A 14,241-nucleotide genomic window follows, 5' to 3' on the forward strand; every position below is an offset into this window, starting at 1 on the left:
GCCCATACACATTTACCCATACTTAAAAATCAATCACTTATCATGAATTGATAATCACATTTTAATATTTATCATTTACTATGACGTTGCATAATCATCTCACTCATCATACGATAAAGTTGTGCAATATCATCACGTTGTAATTGTTGTAACATCGCTTGATGGCGTTGTAAAATTGTAATATCACCACGTTTTGCAGGACCAGTTTGCACTTGTTGTGGCTCAAATTGACTGGCTTTTTGAGCCGTTTCTAAAATTAATGGTAATAAAAGTTGATAATCTACCGCTTGGCTATCCAATAGTTGTTTCGATAAATCATAACATAAATTGCTAAAATTACACGCAATCACTGCTGATAAATGCAAGACAAAACGTTGCTCTGAATCATAATCATAAATCACATTGCTTATTTTATGAGCAATTTCATGTAATAATATTTTATCATCATCAGTTGCAGTTTCTAACAACAAAGGTGTATTGTACCAATCAATTTCTCGACCAAAACTAAATGTTTGTAATGGATAAAAAACACCTACTCGGGCATAATATTGTTTTAACACATCAATATGTGTACTTCCTGATGTATGTACCACCAAAGCATGACTTAAATGGGGTGCTAATTGTTTGATGACGGTTTCAATCACACTATCCGATACAGCAATAATGATTATATGTTGTGATGTAGATACATCTTCACACGATAATACTGATAAATCATTAATTGCTTGAGCTTGTACTTGCATGGCTAATTGTTGAGCTTTATCTAATTGACGACCATAAATATAGGCAATATTAATTCCTACTTGATGTAAACGCCATGCCAAATGATGAGCAACTTGCCCCGTGCCAATAATACTTAGCTTATAAGACGATAAAACAGTAATTTGCATAAAAACCTATCATTATTGAATAAAATAATCATCACAATATTTGAATTTTCTCTCAAAATCAAGTATAGTTAAACATTATTTTTAAAATATTACAGGTTATCATTTAGCACTATGTCCGCTGATTTAAATACCCCCATTTTAGACGTTAAACCAGAAGTTCAAGCCTGTTTAAACGTTGCTTATAATGCCCTTATAGATTTAAAAGCAAAGGAAGTTTTGGCTTTAGATGTAAGCCATATTAGCAATGTTACCGATGCAATTATTATTGCTAATGGTACATCTACTCGTCATGTAAAAGCATTGGCTGACAATGTTGCTGATGAATGCCGTAAAGCAGGTATGCGTCCATTAGGTATGGAAGGTGAACGTGATGCAGAATGGATTTTAGTTGATTTAGGTCATGTGATTGTTCATGTGATGTTACCAACTGCACGCAAATTTTATGATTTAGAAAGCCTCTGGCAGATACCAAAAGTTGAGGCTTAAACGAACCAAATAAAAAAGCAACTTCATTTAAATAAGTTGCTTTTTTATTATTTATCGCCATATCAGAAATCAATTATTTTACGATTTCTACTGGACCGTGATCATCACAATGGTCACCATGCTGATGATGTAAACGTCCATCAACGATATAATCAATATGGTCGCCGTGTGGTACAGCCTCATGTCCACAACCTTCGCCATGTACATGACTGCCACATTGATGTTGTTGATTACATTCTACTGGATTTTGTTCATTCACATCTAAACTATGTTCATCATAATGCCCATTGTGTGCATGATGTAAATGCCCATCATGTAAATAATCAATATGGTCGCCATGTTTAATTGCAGTATGTCCACAGCCTTCACCGTGTATATGGTCATGATGTTGATGTGTTTTGCATTCTGTCATGATATTCACCCGTTAATTAGTGTATGTTGATGTTTTTATCATAGTGTATTATTTTTAAACTGTCAATAGATAATATTAAAATAAATCATTGTTTTTATTAGATTTATTTTATAGTATAACATTACATTTTATCCATAAAATATATCCATAAATCTGATGATTGATGGATATATCATTTAATATTTAAATCAAATCAATAAATTATTGATTATAAAAACAACACTATCAACAATAAAATAATCGCAATCGCAATCGCAACACCTTTCACAATAGGACTAGAAAAATCAATTTTTGATTTTGGAATGCTATTTTGCCATTGTGCTTTCTGCTCACGCATCATTTCATAAAGTTGCATACGCTGTTCTTCAGTCATCTCATCAGGATTGGTTACAACTTTCACAATCGGTTCAGGCTCTTGTGGAGCTGGTGCTGATAAAGTCGCAAATTGTGCATTAGCAGAAAATTGTTGCACCGTAGGCACAGGAGTTTGTGATGGTTGTGATTGAACCATCTGTTGTTGAACCTGTTGATGAGCCATAGAATCTGACGATGTATCCATCATCACTGGCATTTCCGAACCTTTCTTTGCCAACTGAATAGCAAATTGTGAAATTTTCTGATGAATCGTTGGATGCCCTGCTTCAACGGCTTGCTCATATTGAGCAATAATCACTTCAGGCTCAGCATTCAATGCTTTTAACACTTCTGTTTTAAAACTATATCCACGCCAGTCATTAGCGTTAATTGCCCCTAAAATCAAATCATTGGCTTGTTCCAATGATGGCTCAACATACTGCCCTTTCAGATATAAATAGGCTAAATAGAGCATACACGCACTATTACCCTGTTGTGTACCTTTAAGTAATACATCTAATAGTTTATTGACCTGTTCTACTGCCAAGCCTGTATGTTGTACAGCTTTATCAATTTGTGGTAATGCTTGTACGCCCACTGCCTGACATAATTGAGGGTCGATTAATTCTGCTAATACAGATGAAAAATCGTACTGTTGTACTCGTTCCATATCACTCAAAGGCTGATCTGTAGATACAATTTTCTCAACCGCACTTAATGTTGGTACAACTTCTACCGATGTTACTTTCGGTATAGTCTTGGGTTTATGTTGTACTAAGTATTGATAAAACTGTTGTAAAATTTGATTTACTTGGGCTTGCTCACGATCATTTGGAAAAGCCAATACCAGTTGTGTATATTGTTTGCCAATATTCAGCATTTGTTCTCGAGTTGGACGTAATAATGCCCCAAACTGGTTCTGCCACAATTCAGGTTGCTCTAATAATGTCTTAAATGTAGCTAAACCATAATTAATATTTAATACACTATGCTCAACATACTGCTGATAATATTCTGTACCTCGCCAAAAATACGCTGGCAAAATCATTGCATATTTTGCATCAGTTTGACTATCAATTAAAATAGGTAAAGCATCTAAACTTAAATCTGAACTTGGTAAATGTGGTCGCCACACATAAATACTGCTGATTTTTAATGGAATCACCGAAATGGTAACAGGAATATCAACTGCTTGTAAACGTCCCATTGCTTGTAATAAATATTGTGCAAATGACTGATTTTCGGGCTCAACGTTTTCTTCACGATACAATGTATATATTTTTTGAGCAATTTCTCGCAATGCCTCAATATCAGTACGCCCAGTTGGGTCGTAAACCATATCCACTATTGGCATACGTTCATTTTGATAAAAGTCTATTGGGCGAACACTTACCCCCCATACACATTTACCATGTTGATAAAGTTGATGTAACTGCTCAACATTTTGATAGACTGGGTGCTGATTCAACAATAATTCTGATGGTACTTGTTGCAAATAGCCCAATGCTGTCGCAGGTAATTTTTCAATTTCCTGTTGAATATCAATATCTAAGGATTGAACACAAGGCGTACTAAAACACTGCTCATCAGGAATATATTGATGTTGGTCTAATAAAGTACGAATACTTTGATAAACACTCTTATTTTCATCTTTATGGAACAATCTATCATAAATCGCAACCAACGGAAACCAGACTTTGTCTTTAGCATACGTTTCATTTTTAGGATGTTGTACTAAAATATAGTGTGCAAAACTTGGGGATATTTTATCCGCCATTTGTGGATATTTTGCGACAAACTCATTAAAATCATACCAAACGGGTGCTTGTCCACGAATACGTCCAACCAATTCACCACAATAGAAAGTCAATAAAAATACAAATTTCTGATTACGATCTGCTTCAAAAAATATTTGTTCTTGTAAATTACCACGTAAACGAATTTCTGATAATAAATCATCAATACGCTTTAAACTACCTAATGAATAATCTAAATTTAATGCACGCAGTTCATACTCATAAGATAAACCATTGGTCCAAGCTTGTTGTGAAAAGAAATTATTAAGATACCATAAAGCTCGTACAGTATAGGACGTTGGAGAGTTGCTATTAATAAAATCAGTCGCCATGACAATATTCTCGAATCAGTAAGCCATCAAAATCGTTAAATCAAATTTTAACCATTTTGAGTAAACTCATTTTTTAATATGTTACTAATCCTGCTATTGTAATATTTGCCTTTTCATAAAGCAATTTTATTTTTAAATATATGACATATATTGTTATCTTTATGTTGATTAACAATTTATATTCACTTGTAATTCAGTTATAATCAGAGATGAACCATCATATCATGATGTAAATTTTAATCTAACTTGAGTTTTAAATATGATGAAATTTTCTAAAATTCTCGCATTAAGTAGCATACTAATGTTAAATTCTAGTTTTATTTATGCCCAATCCAACTCAAATGCAGATCATTACAATTCAAAAGTAGATTTAATCATTCAACCTGCTGTACTCGGATTATGGAAATTAACAGATAGTCCACAACATTGTACAGAATATTATAATTTCACAGCAAAAAATAATAAGTTGGTCGTTCAAAGTGGCAAAGAATGGGTAATTGGTCAATATCTATATAGCTTCCCAACATTTCATGAAAATAAACCGCCTATGCTCATGTGGGAAATCAAATACGATAATAATGAAGTCGATTGTCATGGACAAAAAGTCGATCAATCAGGCAATATGAGTTTGTTTAATGTCAAATGGAATGGTGTTAATCAAATGCAATTATGCGATGTATTATCAGAAAAATGTTTTATGACCCTTGAACGTGTACAGCCTTAAATTAACGATTTATATCAGAACAGTACAATAAATGTAGGGGTTTATTATATAAACCCTTTCTAAACCAATCACTTGGGTGTATATGATACCCCCTACTATTTTACTATAAATAACACAAATCCCTATACTGCATACACAATATAGGGATTTTTATATGTTATACCTTAGTTAGGTACTTTAGTATATTTTACATTGCACATTTGCTCTACAATGCGTAATACTTGACAGCTATAACCCACTTCGTTGTCATACCAAACATAAGCAGTTAAACGATTGCCAGAAGTAATTGTCGCTTGAGCATCAAATACACCTGCAGTATGTGAACCAATAAAGTCTGATGATACAACTTCAGTTGAATTTGTATAACCAATTTGACCTTGTAAATCAGAACTTAAAGAAATTTGACGGATAAATTCATTTACCGCATCACGCTCAACTTCTTTCTCTAAAGTTAAGTTTAAAATTGCTAATGATACGTTTGGTGTTGGTACACGCACTGAGTTACCAGTCAATTTACCTTTTAAATGTGGTAATGCTTTTGCAACCGCTTTTGCTGCACCCGTTTCAGTGATCACCATATTTAAAGTTGCTGCACGACCACGGCGGTCAGCTTTATGATAATTATCAATTAAGTTTTGGTCATTTGTGAATGAGTGAACGGTTTCCACATGACCATTAATTACTTTGTATTCATCATCAAGTACTTTTAATACAGGCGTAATCGCATTTGTCGTACAGCTTGCTGCAGAAATAATGGTATCGCTATCTAAAATATCAGCGTGGTTTACACCGTAAACGATATTTTTCATATCACCTTTACCTGGTGCAGTTAAAATCACACGAGAAATACCTGCACATTGTAAATGCTGATTTAAGCCATCAACATCACGCCATTTACCTGTATTGTCGATTAATAAAGCATCTTCAATACCATATTGAGTATAATCTACATCACTTGGGCTAGCGGCATAAATTACTTTGATATATTTACCATTTGCGATAATTGCTTCATTTTCTTCATCAATTGAAATGGTACCATCAAAATGACCATGAATAGAGTCACGGCGTAATAAAGAAGCACGTTTTGCTAAATCACCATCAGCAGTTTTACGCACGACAATCGCTTTTAAATTTAAGCCACGACCAATACCTGATTTACCGATAATTAAACGTGCTAAAATACGACCGATACGTCCAAAACCGTAAAGTACCACATCACGAGCAGGTTTTTCAGTCGTATTACCTTCTATACCTTTTACCGCATTTTTTACAAAACCATCAATATCAGTGATATTTTGCTCTTTCACTTCAACTGCTAACTTACCTAAATCAATTTCAGCAGTACCGATATTATCGATTTTTACCAATGCTTGTAAAATAGGGAAAGTGTGAACAACAGAAAGCTCAACGTCCATCATGCGAGTGAAACGATGTGCCTTTAACAATTGCACCACAGAAAGATGAACTAAAGAATGTCCATAAACAGATACAATAATATTTTTTTCACGATATAAACGACCAATCATCGCAATCATTTGCTCTGCGATTTCTTCACGATTTGTCCAACGTGCTTGATGGTCAGCTTGTAGTGCTAAAAGTGTTTCTTTGTTGCTCACGGGCTAATCCTCGATTAACAATTAAAATTATCTTAGTATAATGTAAAATGCATGGAGAATAAATTAAATTTCAATTTTTATGCTCAAAATATAAGCTATACCAACTATAAATTAAAAAAATAGTCAAACATCATCACAAAATAAGAATGTAATATATCACTTACAATGATAATGCTTGCACGATAATGTCAATACCTGCTTTTGCTCCCACATTCAGAGCAACACCGCCTTGCTTTGGTAATTGAGCTTCTCGTGGATTGATACGAATAAGATTTGGCGAAAATTGTTCACTAAATAAACGTACTGTTGGAATAGCTGTACCAGCACCCATTTCAATTACGACAGGATTATGATGTTTTTTCAACCATATTGATAAACATTCAGCTTGTTGATGACTACGTTGCTCTAACCAATAATCATCATTAAACATTAAAATATTAGGGCGAATAATAGCATTTTGACAATGTGGGCATAAAGGTAAATCATCAAGCCATTGACAATTTTCCTTATCAATATTTATTAATAAATCATCAGCTTGCCAAATTTCATTTTGACAAGGCTGGCTACATTGCACATGATGAATTGAACCATGACACTCATAAATTAAATCATCATCAAAACCTGCTTTTTGAAATTGTCCATCAACATTCGATGTAAAAATGAAATAATCCAATTGCTGTTGTTTGATTAATTTTTGTAGTAAATAAAAACCATCATGCGGTTGTGTTTTGCGATATAAATCTAAACGATGTCCGTAAAATCCCCATGCTAATCGTGGTTGTTGGCGAAACGCTTGTGGATTAGCAATTTGCGTAAAATCCATTTTTTTACGCCCTAATGCAGGGTAGGCTTGCCACATACCTTGATTACCACGAAAATCAGGTAAGCCAGAATCTACACCCATGCCTGCCCCTGCGGTAATTAGTAAGCCATCAGCAGAGTGTATAAGTTGTTTGATACGCTGTTGCATTGATTGAGACATTTGTTATATCCTTGATTTTAATGCTTATTTTAATATATATCCGCCAATGTAACTCGTTTTAAAGCTGGATTTTCCGCTTCACGAATGAGACGCTCCACACGAGTTTGGGCTTGTTTTACGATTTTACCTTGTTGAAATAAAATCATTTCACCCGCTTGATAGGCTGTCCATGTTTCATTTTTGGTCAATGGCTCAGTGGTAATTACCGCAACACGGTCTTCAGGCGTGGTTACTTGGCTAAAATCCACTTCGACATCTAAATCAATCAGTTGAGCAGGTTGAAATGGATATTCACGCACTAACCAATGTAATTTGGTTGTTGCATAAGTGAACATTGCTTGACCATTGGATAAAATAAAATTAAACGTACCATGCTCGGCAATTTGTGGCGATATTTCGCTTAATAATTGAAATAATTCATCAAGGCTTGGTTCATTTGAGCCAAAACGCTGTATCATACAGTCCAATAAATAACAAAACGCCAATTCGCTATCAGTATCGCCCACAGGTTGAAAATGTCCGTGTAAGCTCGGTTTAAAGTCTAATAAATCGCCATTATGGGCAAAAATCCAATGTCGTCCCCATAATTCACGCATAAAAGGGTGAGAATTTTCAAGGTTAATCACGCCTTGTGTGGCTTTACGAATATGGGCAATCACATTACGAGATTTAATCGGATAATGACGGATTAACTCCGCAATCGGGGAGTGTACCGCAGATTGATTATCAACAAATAAACGGCAGGCTTTATCTTCAAAAAAGGCAATGCCAAAACCATCACAATGGTCAGAAGTAATTCCCGCACGTTGCGAAAATCCACGAAAAGAAAAAGTAATATCAGTCGGTGTGGCACAATTCATGCCGAGAAGTTGGCACATAATTCAATCTACTTATTTATTTAAAAATTTGTTGATTATAATACGATTATCATCATCTAATAAAGCTTGTAATAAAGCCTTTTCATCATCAATGTCATCATTATCTGTACCAATATATGATTTTAAACTTCCTGAAAGTGCTTGAACTTGTGGGCAAATATCAGTATCTTGTTTTGGATAAAATAAAATACGGACTTCATAAGTCATATCATCAAAATTAGAAATGATATGATCCACATTTGCCATAATATGTTCTGGTAATTGAATAAAAATACCATTATTTTGTGTAATTGCGGTGATTTGCATTTTAACGCTCCCATCACTTATCGCCATTGGATATAAATTTGGTCTAAATGTGGAAAGCCAAAGTATTTTTTACCATCTTCCATAACAATAAACCAATTATCACGATGTCGATAATAATATTTATTTAACTCTTCATCAGAAATATTTAACGATTTTTGCAAATCATCTAATTTCTTTTCTTGTTCATCATCATTTAACTCATCGTCTAGCCAAATATCACTTAAATCAAATTCTGAAATTCTAACCAATAAAAACTCTAAATCATTATCAAAAAATGAATGACGACCTAAAAAGAACGGTGTTTGATAGCTAACAATATCAATATCAGCTAAATGTTCATTGTTAAAATATAATTTTGCAGACGGTAAATTCATCGTTTTTCTCCTATGTCAATAATATTTTCAATAAACATTCCGATAAAAATTAACATTTCTAAATTCCGCACTTTCATCTAAATCAGGGAATGTACTGGCAGTACGTTCATCAAGTTTGATATATTTAGGGTGGGTAAAATTTTTTACTCGGCTATCAGCGACCCAAATATCATCAGCAAAATTTAAAAAATCATCTAAAAAGAAACGATTGGACTGGTCATATAATACATCGCCCGCCAGTAAAACATCAACACGTTCCGCTTGATATAAATCAGCTAAATATTCTAATTCTACGCCATTCAGTTGTGCATTTTCACGACACGCCATCAAACTTACAGAGTCTATGTCGCAACAAATGACCCGTTTTGCACCTGCTAATTTTGCTGCAATACCGACCACGCCAGAGCCGGCACCAAAATCAAGTACCGTTTTACCACGCACATGATGTGGTTCAGCGAGTAGCCATTGAGCCATTGCTAAACCTGATGCCCAGCAAAAAATCCAATACGGTGTATTTTGCCAAATTTGACGAATGACATCATCATCTAAACGTTCATTGGGAAACACAGGCGGTATTAACCATAAATCAATCGATGTATGGGGTAACCGTTGTGCCTGTAATTCACATTGTGGAATGACTTGCTGTAAGGCGGATAATAACGCCTGTGGGCATTCACGTTGTAAAGTTGATGATGTCATACCATTTTGCCTATGATTTAGCCTAATTTTTTCTCGGCAGCTTCAACGGTTTGACGAATCAATGTGGTAATGGTCATTGGACCAACGCCACCTGGTACAGGTGTATAAGCAGACGCAATTTGCTCAATACCTTGTAATTCAATATCGCCCACACCGCCACCATCTCGTGGATGGAAACCAGCATCAACCACAACCGCACCTTGTTTAATCCATTCTTTTTGAATGAGTTCTGCTTTACCTACCGCACCGACAATAATATCAGCCTGTTTTACAAACTCTGCCAAATTTTGTGTACGAGAATGGCAAATCGTAACCGTTGCATTGGCTTGTAATAACATGGCTGCCATAGGCTTACCTAAAATCGCTGAACGACCCACCACAACAGCGTGTTTTCCTGCAATTTCAATGCCATATTCTTGCAATATGGTCATAATCCCTTGCGGTGTTGCTGAACCATAAGCAGGTTCGCCCATCGCCATACGACCATAACCAAGACAAGTTACACCATCAACATCTTTTTCGAGAGCAATGGCATCAAAGCACGCACGCTCATCAATTTGAGCAGGAACTGGGTGTTGCAATAAAATACCATGTACATCAGGATTGGCATTAAGTTTCTCAATTTCGGCTAATAATTGCTTGGTTGTGGTTTCTTGTGGTAATTCAATTTTTAAAGAATCCATACCTACACGGCGACACGCATTACCTTTCATACGTACATAAGTGGCAGATGCACCATCATCACCAACTAAAATGGTCGCTAAAATCGGGGTGCGACCAGATTTTGCTTTTAATGCTTCAACACGTTGCAATAAATCAGCTTCAATTTTTTGTGCTAATGCACGACCATCTAACAATAATGCCATGAAGATACTCCAAAAGTTTATTAAAATTATGCTAATGATACAGGATTTATGTCTAAAATTTGCGTTAAAAATAGAATAATTATAGTAAAAACAAATTGTTTGATGAAAATATCGCCTATTGTTATCAATAGGTCTTGTTTTAATTTTTATTCATGGTATCATACGCATCATCAAGTTATGGCGGGGTGGCAGAGTGGTCATGCAGCGGACTGCAACTCCGTGGACGCCGGTTCGATTCCGACCTCCGCCTCCATATTTGATATTGCCCGGGTGGTGAAATAGGTAGACACAGGGGATTTAAAATCCCCCGCCCCCAAAGGCGTGCCAGTTCGAGTCTGGCTCCGGGCACCATTTGATAGTGTATAGTATAAAATTAAGATCAGCATTAAGCTGATTTTTTTATGTCTGGAATTTATCAATAAAATATAGAATAGTTTATTATCTACTTATAATATAGTAAATTCAATTCATAATTAAACAGTAGGGACAAATTATATTTGTCCAACTTATTGATTTTATAAAGGGTTTATGCAATAAACCTCTACATTTGTTGTATTGTTTTGATATAAATCGACTATAAAATAAACACCCCTATTTTTTATCAATTGTGCTTAATTCTTTTGCAAAAACAAAAAATCCCATCTAAATCAACTAGATAGGATTTTAATATATGGTGGGCCCACACAGACTTGAACTGTGGACCAACGGATTATGAGTCCGCTGCTCTAACCAACTGAGCTATAGGCCCGATATACTAAAAATTAGTGTTTAGATATTATAATGAATTTAAAATAAAAATCAAGACTTAAAAGCGTTTTGGTAATTTTTGCCCGCCAATTTGTGGTGTTTCTGCATTTTTCAATACATCATACAACCATTGTTCAGCATGAATTACAGCTTGTTTAACATCATCACCTTGAGCTAAACGACCTGCAATAAAACTTGCTAATGAGCAACCAGAACCATGATATTGTCCTTCTAAACGGTTAATTTTTGTTTCATTAATCAATTGACCTTGAACGTACAATTGATTATATATATAGTCGCCTGTATCTTCATGCCCACCCTTAACTAAAATCGCTTTAGCCCCCATATCAAACAGTTTTTGTACTGCTAACTTTAAATTATTTTCACCTGTTAAAGCTCGCAATTCAACCGTATTTGGTGTAATTATGGTTGCTAAAGGAATTAATGCAGTAAATGCTGTTACCAATGTTGCTTGGTCACCTAAACTCCCACCACTATTTGCTACTAAAACAGGATCTAAAACATATTGATAATCAGGGTGTTGCGATAAAAATTCAGCCAATCCTGCAATATTATCCGTTGTACCCAACATACCTGATTTTACACATTTAATCGGTAAATCGCCCACTACAGCATTAGCTTGAGCTAATAATAGCTGTTTAGAAGTTGCTTCAAATCCAAAAACTTGTTGGGTATTTTGTATAGTTAAAGCCGTACAAGCAATCGCTGCATGAGCACCACTTTGCCCAATCGCTTCAATATCTGCTTGTAAACCCGCCCCACCAGAAGGATCTAAACCCGAAAAACATAAAACTGTTGCACGCATAATTTCTCTACCCTATTAAAATGATGATACGTCTCATTATCCCATCAGAAACAGGATAATGCAAATTGAAATGAAATACAATTTTTTTCATCATTGAGAAGCTGATAAAATTTTCTTCCAAATATCATAAGTTGGTCGATTGGCTTTGGTTAAAACTTCATTACGCAGATGATTAATTTCTGAACAAGCAATATTTTCTCGTGTTTTTATTGATTGATTACTTGTAAGATAAAAATGCAAACCACATACTCTATCATGACGAGATGTTTTAAAAAATTTAATATCTTCAATTTCATCATACTTAATTAATTTGGTTTTACCCGACACATAGTTTAAAATCAAATATTGTTCTGTCAATTCAAATTTTTCTACGGTATGACTTCTCCAATACATCACATAACCAATCATCACAGTTAAAATGATAGCAATCACTACAAATGAATGATGACGTTTTGCCATATTTATTCCCTTTTATCAAAAATTAAACAGTTTAATTTTATACGCTTAAAATACACAATCCATTATAAAAATGCAATAAATAAATGTGCCAGACCTGCTAAAAATCCTGTAATACCACCCAGTACAATCAAAATCCATTCATCTTCTTGGAACGCTGGACGTAATAAATTTTGAAATTCTTGCGGTGTCAATTCTCTAATTCTATCCCTAAACATCGTGTAAATTTTTTGAGCACGACTGGCATTAAATTCTGGGTCGCTCATTGGTTTCATAGTCAGCTCAATTGAATGCTCCACCAATGATTTTTTCAATTCACCATATTCTTTAAAGCCCAATGATGCCACCAAAATACCACTCACCCACGGATTATCCATAATTTGATAAACGTGCTGTTTAATTACACGGCGAGTTTGGTCTTTTTTTGCACCATACATCATTTCAGTCATAATGGTTTTTAGCGTAATCAATTCTTCTGTAACCACGCGAGCAAACACCGAAGAAACTTCATCTTGACGTTTCATAAATGCACCTTGAATATTGTAGGTGCTAATATGTGGCGGTAATGGATAAACCCATGGAAATTTACGATTTTTAGTCAATTTAAATGCTTTTAAATATTTAACGGGCTTAGGCTCAAGCGGATTAAACACCATATAAATCGCAATCCAGTTGGTTAAAAATCCCCAAATACTAGCTAGAATTGGCACAGTCCAATGATGTGGAATAATAAACCACAAAATCATTTGTAAAATACCAAAATAAATGCCAATAATCGCACTCACATGCCAAATAAAATTAATTTCCTTTTTACCCACTTCCATAAACATTTTAACCATTAAACGGCGGTCATTTTCCATAGTATGCACCACCATTTCACGCATATTCACTAAATCTTCAACTTGACTGGTTAAATCTGTCATTAACTCATTGATAATATGTGGTAATTCTTGATGTGCATAGGCATAAATACGGCGTTTTACGGCATAAGGGAGATGTTGCCAAGTGCTATTTTGGCGTTCACTCATCACTTCATCAATCAAATTATCTAAATCATCTTTAACTTGTTGTTCGACAAAATCAGCCATCGCTTGCGGATCCATCGCATCGATAAATTCTTTAAGTGAACCGATTTTAGATAAAGTGTTATCAGTAATAATGCCTGAAATTCGCCCTGCTTTGCGTGGTACAATGCCCTGCCAACCTATTGGAATCGAACCTATGCGAAATCCCCAAAACTTAATTGGGTAAAACACCATCTTTAATGCCATCCACACATGTAACCACGTTACAAAAGCTGTTACAGGGACGATACTCATCGCCGCCAAAAAATCAGGGCGGTTAATAAAATTTTGGATATGAGCAATCGTCGTTTCTAGCATAGATTAAATAAACTATTGTATTTAAATCAATAAGTTTGATGGTAATAACTTAAAGTGTTAAGCATAGCATATTTTATTTTTGATGTATAATGCTTTAACAAAACATAGCAGAGCA

The 14,241-nt window shown here is 34.8% G+C and carries 15 protein-coding genes and 3 tRNA genes; 4 read left to right on the forward strand and 14 right to left on the reverse strand.

Features of this window, described 5'->3' with window-relative positions; genetic code table 11:
• Positions 1 to 71 precede the first annotated feature (71 nt).
• Positions 72 to 890, reverse strand: coding sequence for a Rossmann-like and DUF2520 domain-containing protein (locus tag LU301_RS07635; protein ID WP_305269378.1), 819 nt, complete (start codon positions 888 to 890; stop codon positions 72 to 74).
• A 111-nt stretch (positions 891 to 1,001) separates the two neighbouring features.
• Between LU301_RS07635 and rsfS the strand changes: the two genes are divergently transcribed.
• Positions 1,002 to 1,376, forward strand: coding sequence for a ribosome silencing factor (rsfS, locus tag LU301_RS07640; RefSeq protein WP_305269380.1), 375 nt, complete (start codon positions 1,002 to 1,004; stop codon positions 1,374 to 1,376).
• A gap of 73 nt (positions 1,377 to 1,449) precedes the next feature.
• Here rsfS and LU301_RS07645 read toward each other — a convergent pair whose 3' ends face one another.
• Together LU301_RS07645 and LU301_RS07650 are read right to left on the reverse strand one after the other, a co-directional pair.
• The gene (locus LU301_RS07645) at positions 1,450 to 1,788 is read right to left on the reverse strand and encodes a hypothetical protein (protein ID WP_305269383.1); all 339 of its coding nucleotides are present in this window, start codon (positions 1,786 to 1,788) and stop codon (positions 1,450 to 1,452) included.
• A gap of 208 nt (positions 1,789 to 1,996) precedes the next feature.
• On the reverse strand, positions 1,997 to 4,270 hold the full coding sequence (locus tag LU301_RS07650; RefSeq protein WP_305269386.1) for a hypothetical protein: 2,274 nt from the start codon (positions 4,268 to 4,270) through the stop codon (positions 1,997 to 1,999).
• Between the two features lie 259 nt (positions 4,271 to 4,529).
• Here LU301_RS07650 and LU301_RS07655 point away from each other — a divergent pair, with 259 nt between their 5' ends.
• On the forward strand, positions 4,530 to 4,994 hold the full coding sequence (locus LU301_RS07655) for a hypothetical protein (RefSeq protein WP_305269388.1): 465 nt from the start codon (positions 4,530 to 4,532) through the stop codon (positions 4,992 to 4,994).
• A gap of 164 nt (positions 4,995 to 5,158) precedes the next feature.
• Here the strand turns inward: LU301_RS07655 and LU301_RS07660 are convergent, their stop codons facing one another.
• The 7 genes from LU301_RS07660 to folD all read right to left on the reverse strand — a co-directional run bounded on the left by LU301_RS07660 (position 5,159) and on the right by folD (position 10,715).
• Positions 5,159 to 6,610: a glyceraldehyde-3-phosphate dehydrogenase gene (locus tag LU301_RS07660; RefSeq protein WP_305269391.1), complete on the reverse strand. Its 1,452-nt coding sequence runs from the start codon at positions 6,608 to 6,610 to the stop codon at positions 5,159 to 5,161.
• Positions 6,611 to 6,770: 160 nt separating this feature from the next.
• Positions 6,771 to 7,592 carry an SIR2 family NAD-dependent protein deacylase gene (locus tag LU301_RS07665; RefSeq protein ID WP_305269393.1) on the reverse strand — a complete coding sequence of 274 codons (822 nt, stop codon included), beginning with the start codon at positions 7,590 to 7,592 and terminating at the stop codon, positions 6,771 to 6,773.
• 29 nt (positions 7,593 to 7,621) lie between these two features.
• Positions 7,622 to 8,470 carry a class II glutamine amidotransferase gene (locus tag LU301_RS07670; RefSeq protein ID WP_305269396.1) on the reverse strand — a complete coding sequence of 283 codons (849 nt, stop codon included), beginning with the start codon at positions 8,468 to 8,470 and terminating at the stop codon, positions 7,622 to 7,624.
• A gap of 12 nt (positions 8,471 to 8,482) precedes the next feature.
• Positions 8,483 to 8,776, reverse strand: a complete 294-nt coding sequence (locus tag LU301_RS07675; RefSeq protein WP_305269400.1) for a hypothetical protein — start codon at positions 8,774 to 8,776, stop codon at positions 8,483 to 8,485.
• Between the two features lie 17 nt (positions 8,777 to 8,793).
• Entirely contained in the window at positions 8,794 to 9,150 is a 357-nt protein-coding gene (locus tag LU301_RS07680; protein WP_305269404.1) for a hypothetical protein, read from the reverse strand.
• 27 nt (positions 9,151 to 9,177) lie between these two features.
• Complete coding sequence (locus tag LU301_RS07685) at positions 9,178 to 9,849, reverse strand: class I SAM-dependent methyltransferase (protein ID WP_305269408.1); 672 nt, start codon at positions 9,847 to 9,849, stop codon at positions 9,178 to 9,180.
• Positions 9,850 to 9,866: 17 nt separating this feature from the next.
• On the reverse strand, positions 9,867 to 10,715 hold the full coding sequence (gene folD / locus LU301_RS07690; RefSeq protein WP_305269411.1) for a bifunctional methylenetetrahydrofolate dehydrogenase/methenyltetrahydrofolate cyclohydrolase FolD: 849 nt from the start codon (positions 10,713 to 10,715) through the stop codon (positions 9,867 to 9,869).
• A gap of 179 nt (positions 10,716 to 10,894) precedes the next feature.
• Between folD and LU301_RS07695 the strand changes: the two genes are divergently transcribed.
• Positions 10,895 to 10,968: transfer RNA gene (locus LU301_RS07695), tRNA-Cys, on the forward strand.
• A gap of 11 nt (positions 10,969 to 10,979) precedes the next feature.
• A tRNA-Leu gene (locus LU301_RS07700) sits at positions 10,980 to 11,066 on the forward strand.
• Positions 11,067 to 11,386: 320 nt separating this feature from the next.
• Here LU301_RS07700 and LU301_RS07705 read toward each other — a convergent pair.
• From LU301_RS07705 to LU301_RS07720, 4 genes are all read right to left on the reverse strand, one after another.
• A tRNA-Ile gene (locus LU301_RS07705) sits at positions 11,387 to 11,463 on the reverse strand.
• 57 nt (positions 11,464 to 11,520) lie between these two features.
• Positions 11,521 to 12,288, reverse strand: a complete 768-nt coding sequence (locus tag LU301_RS07710; protein WP_305269414.1) for a hydroxymethylpyrimidine/phosphomethylpyrimidine kinase — start codon at positions 12,286 to 12,288, stop codon at positions 11,521 to 11,523.
• A 90-nt stretch (positions 12,289 to 12,378) separates the two neighbouring features.
• Complete coding sequence (locus LU301_RS07715) at positions 12,379 to 12,747, reverse strand: hypothetical protein (protein ID WP_305269418.1); 369 nt, start codon at positions 12,745 to 12,747, stop codon at positions 12,379 to 12,381.
• Between the two features lie 62 nt (positions 12,748 to 12,809).
• Positions 12,810 to 14,126, reverse strand: a complete 1,317-nt coding sequence (locus tag LU301_RS07720) for a DUF445 domain-containing protein (protein ID WP_305269422.1) — start codon at positions 14,124 to 14,126, stop codon at positions 12,810 to 12,812.
• Between the last annotated feature and the right edge of the window lie 115 nt (positions 14,127 to 14,241).

This window comes from Moraxella sp. ZY210820, assembly GCF_030674635.1.
Taxonomy (GTDB): domain Bacteria; phylum Pseudomonadota; class Gammaproteobacteria; order Pseudomonadales; family Moraxellaceae; genus Acinetobacter.